The 17,716-nt window shown below is 59.4% G+C and carries 20 protein-coding genes; 5 read left to right on the top strand and 15 right to left on the bottom strand.

The genetic code is table 11. From position 1 onward, the window contains the following. Positions 1 to 51: 51 nt before the first annotated feature. From lgt to hisD, 13 genes are all read right to left on the bottom strand, one after another. Positions 52 to 1,005, bottom strand: coding sequence for a prolipoprotein diacylglyceryl transferase (gene lgt, locus MHK04_RS00490; protein WP_239207546.1), 954 nt, complete (start codon positions 1,003 to 1,005; stop codon positions 52 to 54). 45 nt (positions 1,006 to 1,050) lie between these two features. Then, on the bottom strand, positions 1,051 to 1,881 hold the full coding sequence (locus tag MHK04_RS00485; protein ID WP_023021255.1) for an indole-3-glycerol phosphate synthase TrpC: 831 nt from the start codon (positions 1,879 to 1,881) through the stop codon (positions 1,051 to 1,053). Positions 1,882 to 1,965: 84 nt separating this feature from the next. Next, entirely contained in the window at positions 1,966 to 2,604 is a 639-nt protein-coding gene (locus tag MHK04_RS00480) for a TIGR02234 family membrane protein (protein WP_023021254.1), read from the bottom strand. Next, positions 2,601 to 2,963 carry a phosphoribosyl-AMP cyclohydrolase gene (gene hisI / locus MHK04_RS00475; RefSeq protein ID WP_023021253.1) on the bottom strand — a complete coding sequence of 121 codons (363 nt, stop codon included), beginning with the start codon at positions 2,961 to 2,963 and terminating at the stop codon, positions 2,601 to 2,603. The genes MHK04_RS00480 and hisI overlap by 4 nt, the downstream gene beginning before the upstream one ends. Next, positions 2,960 to 3,730 (bottom strand): imidazole glycerol phosphate synthase subunit HisF, encoded by a 771-nt coding sequence (gene hisF, locus MHK04_RS00470; protein ID WP_239207545.1) that lies wholly within the window; start codon positions 3,728 to 3,730, stop codon positions 2,960 to 2,962. Before hisF ends, hisI begins: the two co-directional genes overlap by 4 nt. Before the next feature lie 30 nt (positions 3,731 to 3,760). Continuing rightward, a complete protein-coding gene (locus MHK04_RS00465; protein ID WP_023021251.1) occupies positions 3,761 to 4,543 on the bottom strand; it encodes an inositol monophosphatase family protein in 783 nt (260 codons plus the stop codon). Between the two features lie 3 nt (positions 4,544 to 4,546). Next, on the bottom strand, positions 4,547 to 5,335 hold the full coding sequence (priA, locus tag MHK04_RS00460) for a bifunctional 1-(5-phosphoribosyl)-5-((5-phosphoribosylamino)methylideneamino)imidazole-4-carboxamide isomerase/phosphoribosylanthranilate isomerase PriA (RefSeq protein WP_023021250.1): 789 nt from the start codon (positions 5,333 to 5,335) through the stop codon (positions 4,547 to 4,549). Positions 5,336 to 5,349: 14 nt separating this feature from the next. After that, positions 5,350 to 5,982, bottom strand: coding sequence for an imidazole glycerol phosphate synthase subunit HisH (hisH, locus tag MHK04_RS00455; RefSeq protein WP_023021249.1), 633 nt, complete (start codon positions 5,980 to 5,982; stop codon positions 5,350 to 5,352). A gap of 3 nt (positions 5,983 to 5,985) precedes the next feature. After that, positions 5,986 to 7,236, bottom strand: coding sequence for an MFS transporter (locus MHK04_RS00450; RefSeq protein ID WP_023021248.1), 1,251 nt, complete (start codon positions 7,234 to 7,236; stop codon positions 5,986 to 5,988). Next, positions 7,233 to 7,400, bottom strand: coding sequence for a CG2302 family histidine operon protein (locus MHK04_RS00445; protein WP_049361109.1), 168 nt, complete (start codon positions 7,398 to 7,400; stop codon positions 7,233 to 7,235). The genes MHK04_RS00450 and MHK04_RS00445 overlap by 4 nt, the downstream gene beginning before the upstream one ends. A 5-nt stretch (positions 7,401 to 7,405) precedes the next feature. Continuing rightward, a complete protein-coding gene (hisB, locus tag MHK04_RS00440; protein WP_239207544.1) occupies positions 7,406 to 8,008 on the bottom strand; it encodes an imidazoleglycerol-phosphate dehydratase HisB in 603 nt (200 codons plus the stop codon). Further along, positions 8,005 to 9,135 (bottom strand): histidinol-phosphate transaminase, encoded by a 1,131-nt coding sequence (locus MHK04_RS00435; protein ID WP_200288891.1) that lies wholly within the window; start codon positions 9,133 to 9,135, stop codon positions 8,005 to 8,007. The genes hisB and MHK04_RS00435 overlap by 4 nt, the downstream gene beginning before the upstream one ends. Then, entirely contained in the window at positions 9,136 to 10,446 is a 1,311-nt protein-coding gene (hisD, locus tag MHK04_RS00430) for a histidinol dehydrogenase (RefSeq protein ID WP_239207543.1), read from the bottom strand. Between the two features lie 126 nt (positions 10,447 to 10,572). Here hisD and MHK04_RS00425 point away from each other — a divergent pair, with 126 nt between their 5' ends. After that, positions 10,573 to 11,469, top strand: coding sequence for a type III secretion system chaperone family protein (locus tag MHK04_RS00425; protein ID WP_239207542.1), 897 nt, complete (start codon positions 10,573 to 10,575; stop codon positions 11,467 to 11,469). A gap of 9 nt (positions 11,470 to 11,478) precedes the next feature. On the opposite strand, the gene MHK04_RS00420 is transcribed toward MHK04_RS00425, so the two are convergent. Together MHK04_RS00420 and MHK04_RS00415 are read right to left on the bottom strand one after the other, a co-directional pair. Further along, positions 11,479 to 11,991: a hypothetical protein gene (locus MHK04_RS00420; RefSeq protein ID WP_239207541.1), complete on the bottom strand. Its 513-nt coding sequence runs from the start codon at positions 11,989 to 11,991 to the stop codon at positions 11,479 to 11,481. Further along, positions 11,966 to 12,751, bottom strand: coding sequence for a hypothetical protein (locus MHK04_RS00415; RefSeq protein ID WP_200288888.1), 786 nt, complete (start codon positions 12,749 to 12,751; stop codon positions 11,966 to 11,968). Before MHK04_RS00415 ends, MHK04_RS00420 begins: the two co-directional genes overlap by 26 nt. 161 nt (positions 12,752 to 12,912) lie before the next feature. Here MHK04_RS00415 and MHK04_RS00410 point away from each other — a divergent pair, with 161 nt between their 5' ends. The 4 genes from MHK04_RS00410 to MHK04_RS00395 all read left to right on the top strand — a co-directional run bounded on the left by MHK04_RS00410 (position 12,913) and on the right by MHK04_RS00395 (position 17,711). After that, a complete protein-coding gene (locus MHK04_RS00410; RefSeq protein ID WP_023021240.1) occupies positions 12,913 to 13,452 on the top strand; it encodes a TetR family transcriptional regulator in 540 nt (179 codons plus the stop codon). 21 nt (positions 13,453 to 13,473) lie between these two features. After that, positions 13,474 to 15,672 carry a glycogen debranching protein GlgX gene (glgX, locus tag MHK04_RS00405; protein ID WP_239207540.1) on the top strand — a complete coding sequence of 733 codons (2,199 nt, stop codon included), beginning with the start codon at positions 13,474 to 13,476 and terminating at the stop codon, positions 15,670 to 15,672. A gap of 13 nt (positions 15,673 to 15,685) precedes the next feature. Continuing rightward, entirely contained in the window at positions 15,686 to 17,017 is a 1,332-nt protein-coding gene (locus MHK04_RS00400; RefSeq protein ID WP_023021238.1) for an exonuclease domain-containing protein, read from the top strand. A gap of 76 nt (positions 17,018 to 17,093) precedes the next feature. After that, the gene (locus MHK04_RS00395; RefSeq protein ID WP_023021237.1) at positions 17,094 to 17,711 is read left to right on the top strand and encodes a hypothetical protein; all 618 of its coding nucleotides are present in this window, start codon (positions 17,094 to 17,096) and stop codon (positions 17,709 to 17,711) included. Positions 17,712 to 17,716: the final 5 nt, after the last annotated feature.

The following is a 17,716-nucleotide window of genomic DNA, read 5'->3' as shown; positions in this document are numbered from 1 at the left end:
ATGCCCTAGCCCCCACACAATCAAACCTATTCGGAAATACCGGGGTAGAACCTACGGTGATGCAGAGTCCGAATGCTGCCCCTCAGGTACCGCGCTACCATCGCCACCCCCGTTACTATCGCGGCGCTCGGCCCAATACTTAGGATCTACCTCTGCGGGAGATTCTGGGCCTTGGCGGCGCCTATCAAGCAAGAAAAAGACGACCGCAGAGATGATGAAAATCACCAGGGAGACGATGATATTCACGCGCAGCCCGAAGATATGGGTGGCTTCATCGGAACGCATTCCTTCGATAAAGAACCGGCCCAACGTATAGCCCATGACATAGAGGGCAAAGACTCGTCCGTGCCCCAACTTCCATGCCTTGTGCGCCCACAAGAGGAATAGACATACAAGGACGTTCCACACCAGCTCGTAGAGAAAGGTCGGATGCACCGAAGTCATAACCTCACCCGTGGAGTGCCCGGAAACCGGCGCATAACCGCCGTTGTCATTGACTCGGTAGTAAATATCTAAAGCCCATGGAACGTCGGTCGGGCGCCCGTAGAGTTCTTGGTTAAACCAGTTGCCTAGCCGCCCAATCGCCTGCGCGAGGACCAAGCCCGGGGCCACGGCATCAGCGAAGGGGCCGAGTGGCACCTTCTTCACTTTGAAAAGTATCCACAAAGCCAGCGCGCCGAGAGCAACAGCGCCCCAGATGCCAAGGCCGCCATTGGTAATCTTTAGCGCATCCGCGGGGTTGCAACTATCGCAGAAGTACTTCTGATTATCGGTGATGACGTGGTAGAGCCGCCCGCCAATGATGCCGGCTGGGATAACCACGATGGCAGCATCCCATACTGTGTCTGGGTTGCCGCCGCGAGCGGTATAACGGCGCAAGGTCATGCGCAGGCCGACGATAATGCCCACGATGATGCACAGCGCGTAGGCACGGATGGGAAGTGGCCCCACCTGCCACACGCCCTGCGGCGGAGACGGAATATTTGCAAGAATTTCTGTGTGCACGTAGCCAGTGTGCCTTATCCCCCACCCCGCCAGCTAGTCGGGGTATTACTCTAATTTGCGCGCAGGGCACGCTGGGTGCTGGCCGGCGGCCACCAGCGACCGAGCCAACGCTGTAGGGTCTTGGGCCGCCATGACTGATTCGCCGACGAGCACCGCATCGGCGCCCCGAGAAGCATAGTGAAAAAGGTTGCGCGCGTTGTTTACCCCACCTACTGCAATGCGCAGGATGGATTCGGGCAGGCCCGGGGCAATATCGTTGAACGCCTCACGGTTAATCGCGTCCGAGGCTAAAGACCATGCATTGATGGAGATAACGCTACTTCCAGCCTTAATTGCGCGGTCGACCTCGGCGCAGTTGCGTACCTCGACGATGGCGGTCATACCGAGAGATTCCACGCGGTCTAATAGTGCCTCCAAGCGAGCCTGCTCCAGCAGCTCTACTTGCAGTGGAATAGCATCGGCCCCATAACAGCGGGCCTCATGAATTTGGTAGGGATCTACGATGAGATCTCGTGACATCATGGGCACATCAATCGCTGCGCGGGCAGCCGCCATGTCCTCCAAAGAACCGTGGAAGCGGCGGAAATCAGTCTGGCACGCCATAAGGTGTACGCCGCAGTCTTCAAAGGTGCGGGCCCATTGCGCCATGTGCTCCGCAGAACCAACATGTGCAATCTCGCCGCCGTAGGGAACGGCACGCTTGAGTTCCGTGATAACGGAGCAGCCGGGGCGCAAGAGAGCTGCGCGCACATCCCGGGGAGATTCCATGTCACGCGAGCGTGCCTTTACTTCCTGAAACGACACACGGGACTCCCGCGCAGCGACGTCCTCTAAGACTCCTGCTACTAGGTGGTCAACGGCAATGGGCGTAGGCATCAGCACCTCCCTCCACGGGCGATTGAAATCACACTTAGGTTAACCCGCTCCCGTGCAGTTGCGGAAATTGCACAGACTACGGGGCTATTTTTTATCCATATCAGTGGGATCGATATCACTATCAAGCGCGTCCCACATCACGCGGCCAGAATCAGAGGAGGTTTCCAAATCCTCCTCCAATTTCGCTTGCCGCGCTGCCGGCGTCTCGTATTTGCTAGATGCCTTCACTTTATCCTCGCCTGGGTTGCGAGCTAGCATAACCGCACCAAAAAGAGCCATTGCCGCTCCTACCAGGGCCAGAATCGGCCCCCAGGCATGCACCTCGGTGGAAACCACTGTGGCCCATTGAGAAATTTGCGCGGAATCTACTGCATTCTTATTAGCCGAGGCACCTTGCAGGATCTTCTGCGCGCGCTCAACATCCGCGCCCGCCGTCAGCAAGCTAACCGGGGTCCATGCACTGGCCGCTGCTGCGAGGGCACAAATAATGCCCACTACGCGCCTACCGATGCGGCGCAGAGCCAACCCTGCGACGGCGCCGGCAACCAATACTAGAGTCAAGGCCATAATCTCTAGCGACCATGCCGAACCTATGATGTCATTGGCGGCGGAGCCGGTCTTATCATCTTCGCTGGCAGCAACCACCCACGTGGCACGGGAAGACAGCCACAATACGATGGCTCCTACAGCGATAAGTAGCGGTCCAAGGCGTTTAGCCTTCACGATTGTCCTCCTAGGAGATCTGTGGCGTCAAAGCACGTGCGGTCACCGGTATGGCAGGCGCCGCCACGCTGCCGCACGGTCAGCAGGATAGTATCTCCATCACAGTCAAGGCGAACGCCCAGCACCTCTTGGGTGTGGCCAGAAGTCTCACCCTTGACCCAGTACTCATTGCGCGAGCGCGAAAAATACGTGGCCTTGCGCGTGGCAAGGGTATGCGCCAAAGCATGGTCATCCATCCATGCCATCATCAGCACCTCACCGGACTCAGCCTGGGCAATGGCCGGCACCAAGCCTTGGTCATTGCGCTTGAGCTGCTTGGCGATGCCCCCATCTAGTTCATAGTCGGCCGGGTTACTCATCGGCGCACCTCGTAACCTGCGGCATCTAGGGTGTCCTTTACGTCGCAAATTTCTACCTCACCAAAATGGAAAATGCTTGCGGCCAAAACGGCATCGGCACCGGCCGCAACGGCCGGTGGGAAATCCGCGGCGCTGCCCGCACCGCCAGAAGCGATGATGGGAATAGTCACTGCCTCGCGCACGGCATACAGCAGGTCCACATCAAATCCTTGCTTGGTGCCATCGCCATCCATCGAGTTGAGGAGAATCTCCCCTACTCCGAGTTCCTCGCCACGGCGAGCCCACTCAATGGCGTCTATTCCGGCCGACTTCGTGCCACCATGCGTGGTGACCTCGTAACCAGAGGGCGCAAACTCCTCCCAGCACCGGCGGGCATCAACGGACAGCACGATGCATTGGGTCCCGAAAACCTCGGCCATTTCGCGCAGCACTTCCGGATTCTTAATCGCTGCAGTATTTACGGAAACCTTATCTGCACCGGCGCGCAGTAGCTCCCGGACGTCGTCGACGCTGCGTACCCCGCCGCCGACTGTTAGTGGGATAAATACCTGGTCCGCAGTGCGGCGTACAACCTCTAGCATGGTTGAACGCCCTTGCTTTGAGGCAGATACATCCAAAAATGTAAGTTCGTCAGCGCCTAAGGAGTCATAACGCGCGGCCAACTCCACCGGGTCACCGGCATCGCGCAGGTTTTCAAAGTTAACGCCCTTGACCACCCGGCCTTGGTCCACGTCTAGGCAGGGGATAACACGTACGGCTACAGCCATATCGGCCGCCTCCTTTGTGAGAATGAAGTCTTAGCGGTGAAAGGAACCGCTATGACGGGACAGGATGTCCACGATAGTGGCATGGACCTGCGGGGTACCTGCGACCAAGCCACGCGACTGCGCAGTCCACGGATTTCCTTCCGGATCAGTCACTACTCCGCCGGCGGTTTGAATTTGCAGTGCACCAGCGGCGTTATCCCACGGGTGTGGGGAGAAGTTAATCGCGCCATCAAATACGCCCTGCGCAACAAAGGCATTATCCAGCCCCACTGAACCGGTCATCCGCGGGCGCAGGCCGGTTTCGCGCAGCTCGTGGAAGATCTCAGTGGGCAGATGAGAAGAGCAGCCCACGTGTCCGCGCGCTTCATCGAAGCCCATCGCGTCCTCCCCACCGCCGAAGCCAGTAGCAGGCCCGCCTACTGAGCGCAGAGGAGAGCCATCGCAAGTGACCAAACGTCGCCCCAATAATGGGAAATCAGACACCGCTACAACAGGTGCGCCCTTATGGATGAGCGCCACCAAGATGCCGGCTAAAGGGTTTCCAGCGGAGTAATTTGCGGTGCCATCAATCGGATCTACTACCCAGACGGTATCTAGCACGCTGCCGCCGGATTCTTCTCCGTACACTGGGATGCCGGTCATTTGAGTCAAAATATCCCGCAGCTGTTGCTCGATGACGAGATCTACCTCGGTGGCAAAATCTCCCTGCCCTTTAAAGCGGGCGGGCTGCGCACCGAGGCCGGAACGAAAAATGGGTTCTACTTGGTCTACGGCCGCCTCCGCGAAGGCCACCAACTCGCGGGGTTCCATCATGGCTTAGTTGTCCTCAGGGTCGAACGGGTCAATGGTTTCTTCCGCCGGCAGCGGCTCTACCTCGGCCACTGCTGTGAGAGCTTCTTCGAGGCTGAATTTCCCCTCGTAGAGGGCTTTTCCAATAATGGCGGAATCAATGCCCTCATTTTCATAGAGAGCAAGCTCGCGCAGGTCTTCCACGCTAGAGATACCACCGGAGGCGGTGATTTTAGCTTCCGTAGCCATGGCGACCTCGCGCAGCAGCTCGATATTCGGTCCGCTTAGCGTGCCGTCTTTAGATACGTCTGTCACCACAAAGCGCTGGCATCCGGCAGCATCGAGGCGCTCGAGCACCTCCCACAGGTCGCCGCCATCGGAAACCCAACCATTGCCCGCGGTGCGCCACTCGCCGCCTTCCTCGCGCACGGCGAGATCCACGGCAACCTTATCGCCATAGCGCGCAAGGATATCTTCTATCCATTCCGGCTGTTCAAGAGCAGCGGTGCCAATATTAATGCGCTGCGCGCCGGTAGCCAGTGCTTGCTCTACTGCGGCATCGTCTCGGATGCCGCCACTAAGTTCCACGTTTATGCCCAGCTCTGCGGTGATATTCGCCATCTGCTCGTGGTTGGAACCGCGGCCGAATGCCGCATCCAAGTCCACAAAATGCAGCCATTGCGCGCCGTGGGACTGCCACTTCAATGCGGCATCGCGCGGCGCACCGTAGGAGGTTTCGGTGCCTGCTTCGCCTTTGTCCAAGCGCACCGCTTGACCTTGAGAGACATCAACTGCGGGCAAGAGCGTAAAAGTCATAGTCATCATCCTACCTAGAGCGTGCGCATCCAGTTTTCCAAAAGCTGTGCGCCAGCGTCCCCGGATTTTTCCGGGTGGAATTGGGTCGCCCACAAAGCGCCATTTTCCACCGCCGCGACAAACCTATCACCCGCGTGCTCGGCCCAGCTGACCAAGGGTGGACGGGTGATTTCCGTTTCCAACTCCCAGCGGCGGACGCCATAGGAATGCACAAAATAGAACCGCTCGTCTTCGGACAAGCCTGCAAACATATCGCTGCCGACGGGAACCGCAACGGTATTCCACCCCATATGCGGCAGGACTGTAGAGTGAAGTTTTTCAACGGTGCCGGGCCACTCGCCGCAGCCGGTGGAATTGATGTTGTGCTCCACCCCGACGTCGAAAAGCACCTGCATACCTACGCAAATACCCAGCACTGGCCGCTCCCCTGCCAGGCGCTGGCCGATGACCCTTGGCCCCTGAACCTCGTTTAGCCCGCGCATACATGCGTCAAAAGCGCCAACGCCGGGGACAAGCAGACCGTCTGCGTCCACCGCTGCTTTGGGATCCGCAGTCACGGCAACTTCCGCGCCTACTCGCTCCAGCGCGCGCTGTGCCGAGCGCACATTGCCCGCGCCGTAATCCAATAATGCGACCGTCTTTGCCATGGGCTATACCTTACGCATGCGACGCAGACGCGTTCGGATATCGTTGGTTTCACTCACGCGGGTGCGCCCAAGGATAAAATCTGCCAGCGTCATTAGTACGCCAACGCCGAGGATAGCCACACCGGCGCCAAACGCCCCCGCGTAGCCGTAGCCGGCAACCAACGCACCCAAAAGGGTCGAGCCCAAGCCGGTGCCGCCATCATAGAAGATATTCCAAATGGCCGAAGCCTCCGAGACACGCTCGCGCGGTAGACGGTCAAACATCGACAACAGGGCTTCATTTTGGGCAATGCCAAAGGCCCCGCCGAATAGGAAGGCACCCAGCACAAGCCACCACACGGAGCCGTCGAGGTAGAGCGGGACGGCGATGGCGAGCACACCCACAATGGCCATGATCTGGCTGGGGATATACAACCGGCCGGGAGTGCCCACGCGGTCTGCAACCATGCCGGCGAAGTAGCGGAAAATCATGGCCGCGCCACCCACGATGGACAGCATGATGCCGGCAAGGCTGGCGCCACGCTCTGCATCTAGTTCCTGCACCGCCGGCGGCAGGAAGGACGACACGGCGCCGTAGCTCATGGAGAAAGTCGTTAACGCTAGTGCAGGCACTGCCACCAGCTTCCACGTGGGAACGCGGATTAGGTTGGGCTCGTCTTCGGTATCAGAGGCCAGCGTGACCTTTATCTTGGGAATGCGCAAGCACAAACCAAAGCCCACGAAGCCAATGATGCCGGCAGTGATATACGTCGAGGCATAACCCAGCTTTTCCGCCATGACCAAGCCCAAGGGCAAAAAGACCATTTGTCCCAGTCCCGTAAACACACCGATCATGCCGGTGGCCTTGCCCAAAAGGCGAACAGGTGCCAACTCGGCAATAAGCGCAGACTCGGAAACGGTCAGCGCGCCAAAGCCCACCCCGCGCAAAGCGGAAAAGAGTAGGACAACCCAAGCATCTGTTCCCAAAAGATGTCCGAAGGCAGGGACGCCCAAGGTAAAGGCGGAAAGTGCCATCACGCGGCGATAACCCCAACGGCGCAAAAGCCACGGGGAAATGATCTGCGTAAGCACGGTAAAGGCCATAAAGATACCGGTGGATGAGCCCGCCAAAGTAGCTGAGCCGCCGGAATCAATGACAGCGAGCGGCACCACCGGAAGGAGGATGGACCAAGCGCCGAAAGCAGCGGCAATGGCCATCATAGTGGCGGTATAGCCCGGGATCTTCCAAATATTAGTCTCTTGGGTTTTGCTCACTTACCAAACGCTCCTACCATCCACGAAATTGCTGCTACCACGGTAATTGCGGCCAAAAGGGAGGCTACTACTGTCATTGCCTTCGACCCCTGTTGGTAGGCAGACCATGCACCGCCTACTAACATGCCTGCCACGAGGAAAAGAACCAAGATCATAACATGCATGCTTTTTAGAGTGCTCCCTTCGTCGAAGGAATTCCAGTCCGACGGGGGTCGGGTTCCACGGCAGCGCGCAGCGCACGCGCCACGGCTTTAAACTCCGCCTCCGTAAGGTGGTGCGGATCGCGCCCATAGCGCACGTTGAGGTGCAGCGTTATCGCAGCGTGAGCAGCAAGCGTTTCAAAAAAGTGGCGGTTAATCACCGTGGCGTAGTGGCCACCAACTATGTGCCACTGCAGGTGCTCTGGCTCGCCGTTCATCACGAAATAAGCGCGGCCAGAAAAATCCACCACCGCTTCAACCAACGTTTCATCCATGGGCAGTAGCTGGGATCCGAAACGACGAATGCCGGCCTTATCCCCCACTGCTTCCCGCAGTGCGGTACCGAGCACGATGGCGGTATCTTCCACGGTGTGGTGGGCATCGATCTCGGTATCACCCGCTGCCTGCACGGTGAGATCAAAGCTGCCGTGGGTGGCAAACGAGGTCAGCATATGATCGAAAAAGGGCAGGCCGGTGGAAATATCGCTGCGTCCCGTGCCGTCTAGGTCGATGACCACGGAAATCTGCGATTCAGAGGTAGACCGCTGGGCGCGTCCTACACGGTTGCTCATGGTTCGCTCCTTTCTCCTCCGGCCGGATTATCCGCTACTACTGTATCCGCAAGGTCCTCAGCTACTGCCAAAAAGGCCGAGTTTTCTTCCGGCAGGCCCACGGTCATGCGCAGGTGCCCGGCAATCCCGACATCCCGGATGAGTACTTCTTTATCCAAGAACTGCTGCCATACGCGCTGCTGGTCAGCAAAGCGGCCGAAGAAGAGGAAATTGGATTCACTAGGCAGGACCGTATAGCCCAGTTCCCGCAAGCGAGCTGCCACGCGCTCGCGCTCGCTGGCGATCTTTTCCACGGTGGCGAGCGTATCCGCGCTATGGCGCAACGCCACTGTCGCCGCAGCTTGGGAGAGCACAGACAGGTGATACGGAAGTCGCACTAACATGACGGCTTCTACAAAGGCCGGATCTGCCACAAAATAGCCAAGGCGGCCACCGGCGAAGTCGAAGGCCTTGGACATGGTGCGCGAGACCACCAACTTTGTGGGGTATTTATCCAGCAGCGTCACTGCGGAGGGCGAAGAGGAGAATTCGCCGTAGGCTTCATCGACGATGAGGATTCCCGGCGCGGCGTCGGCAAGCGCGGCAATATCGTCCAGACTAGTCACCCCGCCGGTGGGGTTATTCGGCGTTGTCACAAAGATGATATCCGGCTGGTGCCGCGCCACGGCCGCCAGAGCCCGGTCCATGTCTATGCGGAAATCCTCGTCCCGCGGGCACTCCACAAACTGCGTGTAGGTTCCGTCCGCAAGGATGGGGTGCATGGAATAAGACGGCGTAAAGCCGAGCACGCTGCGGCCTGGACCACCAAAGGCCTGTAGAAGCTGCTGCAAAATCTCATTCGATCCGTTCGCCGCCCATACCTGCTCATAACTAACCCCCACCCCGGTCTGTTCGGAAACGTAATGGGCCAAGGCTTTACGCAGCTCTACGGCATCGCGTTCCGGATAGCGATTGAGCGTGGAGGCAAGGCGCTGAGTCTCCGCCACCAAATCAGCAACGAGCGCTGGAGAGGGCGGATAGGGATTTTCATTGGTATTGAGTTGGTAGGCCACAGTGAGTTGCGGCGCACCATAGGCGGACTTGCCGCGCAATTCCTCGCGCAGGGGAAGATCTGTCAATTGCGTCATTTAGTTCTCCTCGAATCGGGCGCGGATTGCTTCGCCGTGGGCAGGCAGCCCCTCAGCCTTAGCAAAGGCGATGACCTGCGGGGCAATTTCTTCCAGCGCAGCTCGGTCATAGTTAATGAGGTTGACCGGCCGCATAAAGGTGTGGGTAGACAGGCCAGCCGAAAAGCGCGCCGTGCCGGAGGTGGGCAGCACGTGATTGGAACCGGCAGCGTAGTCCCCGAGTGGCACAGGGGCGAAGTCCCCCACAAAGATGGCACCAGCGTGCTTAATCCGCTCAGCTACCGTGCCGGGTTCTGCGGTGTGGATCTCCAGGTGTTCGGCGGCATAGGCATTAGCCACCGCAATCGCTGCGTCCAGGGAATCGACCACCACAATGCCGGATTGCTCGCCGCCTAAGGCCGCGGCCGCCCGCTCCGCATTAGCGGTAGCGCCGTAGCGCGCCTCCACCTCCGCGTTCACCCGCTGAGCGAGGCTTTCTGATTCCGTTATAAGCACACTCGCTGCCATCGGATCATGCTCGGCCTGGGAGATAAGGTCATAAGCCACATACACGGGGTTTGCGGTGTCATCGGCGATGATGGCAATTTCGGTCGGACCTGCTTCTGCATCTGTCCCCACTACCCCGCGCACCAAGCGCTTGGCTGCGGTAACGAAAATATTTCCCGGCCCCGTAATCATGTCTACTGGTGCAAGCTCGGCATCATCATCGCCGTAGGCCATCAGCGCAATGGCCTGGCCACCGCCTATAGCCCACACCTCATCTACGCCAAGCATCTGGCACACAGCTAGCACCGTGGGGTGCGGTAGACCGCCGAACTCCTTTTGCGGGGGCGAGGCCACCACTAAGCTTTCTGCGCCGGCCGCCTGCGCCGGCACCGCGTTCATGATCACAGACGAGGGATAGACAGCCTTGCCTCCCGGCACGTACAAACCGACGCGCTCGATGGGGCGAAAGACCTCGGTCACCGTGGCGCCCCGAGCCAGTTCGGTGGTATGTGCGGTCGGCTTTTGTTCGAGGTGGACCTTGCGGACGCGCTCAATCGAGGCCTCAATTGCTCGGCGCACCTGCGGGTCTAAGCCAGCGACGGCCTTGTCCAATTCCGCTTGCGGTACCCGCAGGTGGAGCGGGCGCACGCCATCAAAAAGTTCGCTGTAGTCCAGTGCCGCCGCGGCGCCTTCTTGACGGACGCGATGAACCATTGGCGCCACTTTGTCCACTACAGCGGCGACGTCGGTGCCGCCGCGTGGCAGGACTCGCCGCAGCTGGGCAGGGCGCAGCTCTGTGCCGCGCAAATCGATGGTTCGAAGCATTTCCGGCTCCCATTATTCTTATCGGATTTCTATTATTAAACCAATATCCTAATGTCCAAATGCCAGCGAGGGGGCGGGTTTGGACGATAGACTCGGACTCAACACAGCTTTAAGGTGGTGGCAGTGATGAGCGAGAGTGATCCTTCCCTTCTGCTTGCGCATGTCCGCGCCATCGCCCGCGAACATGGCTTGTCCTGCTGGGCGCTACCCTCAGGCGAACTTTTAGTACCCCACTCAGCCGGCGGATCTACCTTCATCTTTATAGACCAGCTAGAAGAACCGGTACTCCACCTACACACCAGCCCCCGCGGCGGCGTAAATCTCAGCGAAATATCCGAACTAGCGCGTGTGGCCAACGAGTGGAACCACGATTGCCTCTCACCGGCGGTAGTGGTTGATTTTGACCAGCCTGAGTGCGTGAGCGTATCCGGTCATAGTTATCTACCTGCGGATATCTCCCCGAGCCGGGAACAGCTCGCGACGTTTGTCTTACCGGCGCTGCGCAATGCCGAGGTCCTCATGGACTTGCTTGCCCAATCCCGTCCAGGCCTCGTGCGCGAAGCCTCACCGGAGCTAGACCCGCTTGCCGACGCCCCCTTAGAGCCCTTCACCCTCGATAGCCTGGCCGAAATCCTGCCGCTTATCGGAATCCAACGCTTCCAAAGCGACGGCGCCACGGCTATCTACGCGTGGGTCAATGATGTTCTCTTTTCCTTCGCTTTAGACAACGGCCCCAGCCTTATCATCAAGGGACATTGGGACCCTAGCTTGGAGGAAGCGGAATTTACCCGCCTGTTCCTTATTTGCAATGACTGGAATCGCGCCCATCACGGCGCCGTTGCATATTGCCACCACACCGCCGAAGGCCTGCAGGTGCGGATGGATGCCACCACCATTGCCGCCGCCGGCCTAACGCGGCCCCAACTCTTTAGCGCTATCGGCCGCGGCCTTAAACACATCCTGCACGGAATCGATGACATCGCGCAGGAAGTTACCGGCGCCTCCCCCGTGGAATGGCCCTAGGCGCGCGGCTTACCAATCATCATCGGAACTCACAAAAGCCGTGGACCAGTAGGAAAACATCGCCATGAATGGCGCCACCGCCCAAGAGATGGCCGGGGAGAATTTCGGTGCAAATTCTACGAACTCTCCTGGGTTTTCGGGCGGATGCGTGGCGGTGACCCCGCCAAATACGTAAAACGAGGCCGCGCCTGCCAAGGCGCACACGCCGACCCACAAGAGCATCGACAAGCCCCGCCCTTGCCGTCGCAGATATGCACCCAAGCCCAAAAGCAGTCCGAGTAGGCCAGTTATGAGGGCAAAGGTAATGAAGGCGATGAACTGGGCGCTGCCCATCGCTTCGATGGCATAACCGCCATCGTCTACCTCATGGCCGGCAAGTGTCGGACGGAAAAGCCCCCACAGCGCACCTGCCACGCCAAAGACCAAGAGCGCACACGCGAGTAACCCCGCACCAAAACCTAGGGTGCGGGGTAAGCGGCGCTGGGAAAGAGACAATTTAGTTGCAGAAGGTCCAGTTGCCATTCTCGCGACGGAAGCGAACCGTAGAGGTCTCATTGCCCTCAGAGTTGGACACGCTCACGGTTGCAGAAGCATCGTCACCGTTGACCACAATGTCGTTAACAGACTGCAGCTTGGTCGACTGCGGGATGGACTCCAGCTGGCTAGCGAACTTCTCTACCTCACCGTTGCCTCCGCCCTGCTGGCGCATGGTGTTGGCGTACTCAGCGAAGGACTGGTTCGGCAGGCTATCGACGTACTGCTGGTACTGGCCAAACTCCTTGGCCTGGCCTTCACGCACGGCTTGGCAGGCGTGCTGCGGCATGTAGTTGAAGTATTCCTTCACGTTATCGATTTCGTGCTGACCGCGGACCAGCTGCTCGATGGCCTGCTTGTCAGCATCATTTGCGTCCTGGCCACCTTCAATCGGCTTGATGTCCTTCGCCCCAGCGAAAGGATCCTCGCCATTATTTAGCGGGTTGGCCATCTGATCTGGGCCCTCGCCAGGGGCGCCCTCGCCGTCTTGGCCCTCTGCACCAGCAGCGCCGTCCTTGTTTTCGCCGTCCTTGTCTTTATCCTTATCCTTGTTTTTGTCCTTGTCCTTATCGGCGTCTTTGTCCTGGGACTTGTCTGCAGACTTATCCTCAGAAGACTTGGAGGCAGTGGTGGCGGCAGCCTTCTTAGAATCGTCGTTGTTGTCATCCGAACCACATGCAGCCAGCGCCAAGGGGGCAACCAGCGCTACTGCGATAAGGGACTTCTTAGCAGGGGTCAAAAAGGACAAGGGAAAACTCCTGAATCAATCTTGCGAATGTGAAGCGCCTTAAGGCAGCTTCTTTTTGTCTTCGCAATACTAACAACACCACGATGGAAATGACATTGATACTCCATTAAAGCAACCTGTGAGCTACCGCCCCGCTAGTCCTAGTCCGTACAATCACCAAGGTGCATATCAATCGCGAGAGTATTATCGACGCCGCTATTTCCTTGCTTGATACCTATGGGCTGGGCGACGTCACCATGCGCCGCGTTGCATCCTCCCTCGGCGTTGCCCCCGGCGCGCTTTACTGGCACATTGCCAATAAACAGGCGCTCATTGCGGCTTTGGCTGAGTACATTATCTCCCCCGTTTCTGGGGAGTCGCTCGAGGAGCTCAGCCTCAGCCTGCGCGATGCGCTACTTGCCCACCGCGACGGCGCTGAGGTAGTCATTGCCGGTCTCTCCCTGCCTCAGGCCCCCGCCTGGGACTACCTCTTATCCGTCTTTTGCTCTGCCGCAGCGCGTGGTGCCTATGAAGCCGACAGTACCCACCGCGCCGCCGCCCTATCGGCTATTCACCTCGTACTCGGTGCCACCTTGATGGAACAGTCCCAACGCCAGCTTGCAGAAACCACCGGCGAGGCTCCTGGCTCTAATTATCGCGACGACCTCCATCGCGGCATTCGTATTATTCACGCTGGGCTTACGCACGGCACTGGAGACTAAAAAGTGGTTATGCTCGTGAGCATGAACACTCCCGCCATGGACGCAGTCCCCACGCCCACCGAGCGCTACGGCCGCCAAATCTGGCCTGGCAAACCTACCCCACTGGGATCCACCTTTGACGGATCCGGCACCAATTTTGCCCTATTTTCTGAGGTTGCAGACAAGGTCGAGCTCTGCCTCATCGACAAAGAAGGCAGTGAAGAGCGCATAGAAATGTCAGAGGTCACCGCCCATGTGTGGCATGTCTACCTCCCCAATGTCACCCCTGGCCAGCGCTATGGCTACCGCGTTTATGGCCCCTATGAACCTGAAAACGGCCTGCGCTGCGATCCTTCCAAGCTCCTCGTAGATCCATATGCCCGCGCCTTCGACGGCGAATTCGACGGCGATGCCTCCCTATATTCCTATGACATCCACGCCGAAAAACCTGGCACCGGCCGCAACGAAGAAGATTCGCTGGGCCACACCATGCTCTCCGTGGTCATCAACCCTTTCTTTGACTGGCGCAGCGACCATCGCCCGCACATTCCAGACAACGAGAAGGTCATTTACGAAACCCACGTCAAGGGCATGACTATGACCCACCCAGACGTGCCGGAAGAACTGCGCGGTACCTACGCCGGCATGGCGCACCCCGCCATCATTGACTACTTCAAGGAGCTCGGCGTCACCACCGTCGAGCTCATGCCCGTCCACCAATTCTTGCAAGACGATCGGCTGCGCAACTTGGGCCTGCGCAACTACTGGGGCTATAACACCTTCGGCTTTTTCGCCCCGCACCATGACTACGCCTATGCCAAAAAGCCAGGCGAGGTGGTCTCCGAATTCAAGACCATGGTCCGTGCCTTCCACGAGGCAGGCATCGAGGTAATCCTCGACGTGGTTTATAACCACACCGCCGAAGGCAACCACATGGGGCCCACCATTGCCTTCCGCGGCATTGACAATGGCGCTTACTATCGCCTCGTCGAAGGCGATGAAGCCCACTACATGGACTACACCGGCACCGGCAATTCCCTCAATGTCCGCAACCCGCACTCGCTGCAACTGATTATGGATTCCCTGCGCTACTGGGTCACCGAGATGCGAGTCGACGGCTTCCGCTTCGACCTGGCGGCGACTTTGGCGCGGGAGCTTGACGACGTCGATAAGCTCGCTACCTTCTTCGACCTTGTCCAACAAGACCCCATTGTCAGCCAGGTCAAGCTCATCGCCGAGCCCTGGGACATTGGCCACGATGGCTACCAGGTAGGCAACTTCCCACCTATTTGGAGCGAATGGAACGGCAAGTACCGCGATACCGTCCGCGATTTCTGGCGCGGTGAGCCCGCTACCCTGGGTGAATTCGCCTCCCGACTGACCGGCTCTTCGGATCTTTATGCCGATAATGACCGCCGCCCCACCGCTTCTATCAACTTCATCACCGCCCACGATGGCTTTACTCTGCGCGACCTCGTGTCCTATAACGACAAGCACAACGAGGCCAATGGCGAGGACAACCGCGACGGCGAGTCCTTCAACCGCTCCTGGAACTGCGGTGAAGAAGGCCCCACCGATAACGAAGAAATTCGCAAGCTGCGCCGCCGCCAGGTGCGCAACTTCCTGACCACTCTCCTACTCTCCCAAGGCACTCCGATGCTCTCGCACGGCGATGAGTTCGGCCGCACCCAAGACGGAAATAATAACGTCTACTGCCAGGACAACGAGCTGGCATGGATGGACTGGTCCATGCTGAAAGAAGAAAAGTCCGCCGCCATGCTGGGATTTACCAAGCGCGTGCTGGCCATTCGCAACCACCACCCCGTATTCCGCCGCAAACGCTTCTTGGCCGGTGGCCCGCTAGGCGCGGATGTAAAAGAACGCGATATCGCCTGGCTGGTCCCCTCTGGTCGCCTGATGACCCAAGACGACTGGGACCACGATTTCGGCCGCGCTCTTATGGTCTACCTCAATGGCAATGCCATCACGGAGACCACCTCCCGCGGCGAACGTATCACCGATGATTCCTTCATCATGATATTCAACTCCCACGACGGCGAAATCGAGTTCACCCTGCCTACCAAGGATCTCGGCGCCACCTGGCGGCTGATGGTCGATACCGCCGATTCCGGCGGCTACCCCGCGGAGGAAACCCTCATTGAGGCAGAGGGTACGATCACGGTGCAACCGCGTTCAACGCTGATCTTGCGTCAGGTTGAGCCGCCCGTTTTTGACTCCTAGAGAAAGGCCCCTCGTGTCATTTCCCGCGCACGGCGTACTCATCGATGTCACAGCGGATAAACTCGTGCTCCACCGCACGCTGCTGGCCACCAGCCTTGGCGCCCCCGCCACGCAGGATATCCCGCTCGATTCCATCGACACTGTGCGCGTGAATGAACCGACCGCCACCGGCTTTGGCGCCCTCGACCTTGGCGCCGCCGGTTCCATCGCTTTCGCCCCGCACCAAGACCCGCAGGCCGTCGCCCGCGCCATCGCCGCCGCCCAGCGCGGCGAGGCCCCCTCCGCCACCGCCACCATCCCGGGGCTCGATTTCACCGCCGTGGATGTAGAAACGGCCAATGATAACTGGGGCTCTATCTGCCAAATCGGCGCGGTTCGCTTCCGCGATGGCCAAGAGACCGACTCCCGTTCCTGGCTGTGCACCCCTCCGCCGGGCCTAGAGCACTTTGCGGATATCAACGTCTCCATCCACGGCATAACCGCGAGCGATGTGGAAGGGGCGCCAGCTTTTGCCGACGTCGCCAAGGAGCTCTTCGACTTCCTCGGCGGCGACGTACTTGTCGCGCACAACGCCCAATTCGATTCCACCGCACTGCGCTCCGGCCTGCTTGCCGCCGGCGCCGAGGTACCCACGGTGCCGCTGGCATGCTCCCTCGCGCTAGCCCGCGACGCCTCTAAAGCCAAGGTAATTTCGGTGCGCAATCACAAGCTGCCCACCGTCGCAGCCCACCTTTCCGCTCCGGATTTTAGCCACCACGACGCCACCGAAGATGCCCGCGCAGCCGGCGAAATCATCGCCCGCTTGGCAGAGCGCTTCGGACACACCGGCAGCATCCGCGATCTATTCACCGCCCGCGAGTTCACCCTTGGCCGCCTCGAGTCCACGGCCGTCCTTCCCGTCCTGCGCGCCCACACGGCCCCGACCTCCGGCGCCGACCTCGGCGCAGGCACCGACTTCCGCGACCAAACCCGTGCGGCCGGCTCGGCAAAAAAGAAGTCCGGTGGCCCCGCCCCCTGGCAGTCTGTCGCCACGCCGGATACTATCCCCGAGCCCAATCCAGACGCTGATCCGGAAGGCGCACTTTATGGCAAGCATGTCACCCTCACCGGTGATTTCGAGCCCTATGACAAGGGGGTGCTGTGGCAGGGCATCGCCGAGCGCGGCGGCCAGGTAGCCAAAAACGTCACCAAAAAGACCACGCTGCTTATCGTGGGCGAATGGGCCAAGAAAACCTCCAAGGAAAAGCGTGCGGAGGAACTGCAGGCCAAGGGCCAAAAAATCGACATCTGGCCGGCCGATAAGCTCTTTGCCGAACTCCAACTCGACGCCGAGCCGCCCTTTTAATTTTCCCGGGAACCAAACGGCGGTTTCTCCAGTCCAATAAAGGCGACTGCACCCTACCCCACTGGAGAGCCCCGTCGTGACCGTCGCCCTGCGTTCGCCGCGTCCTACCACCGCAAACCTGCTGCCTGCCCTCTTTGCCCGTTCCTGGCTGAAAGAACAGCGGCTTTCCGACGACGGCTTTTGCGATTCCCTTGCCACCATCCAGCTCTCCCCCAGCCTGTCCATGGCGCTTGTCTTTCCAGGCAAGCGTAGCTTTCGCCGACTAAGCCACCGCGGCTTGGCAGACATGGACATTTCCACGCGCCGGGCGTGGAACCACGCCTCACATAACCTGCAACGCGCCGCCCTCGATTCGCAGGGACTGCGTTTCTGGACTCGTCCGGCTGCCTGCGAGCTCCCTTCCGCCTCCCACCTCGGGGGCCTACAGGTTCGCTCCCACGGCGCACCGATTTCCTCCTGGATCGCTCACCCAGAAACATTTACTGTGCTGGACAAGCACATGCGCCGCCTCCTGCGTTCGCACTCGCTGACCTACCTTGTCCCAGACTCCGCCACCCTCTTCGTTTTTGCCCGCCTGCCGGACACCTATGCCTGCCAGCTGGCTGCCGATGCCGTCGCGCGCGTGCCCTACCATCGCACCGTGCTCCACCCGCGCCCGCTAGTATGGTCTAACGGATTCCCGCGGGAGTTATGAAAGGA

Origin of the sequence: Corynebacterium nasorum, assembly GCF_022345765.1 — a bacterium.
In the GTDB taxonomy this organism is placed as follows: Bacteria; Actinomycetota; Actinomycetes; order Mycobacteriales; family Mycobacteriaceae; genus Corynebacterium; species Corynebacterium kefirresidentii.
This window is presented reverse-complemented; position numbering and strand designations above follow the sequence as displayed.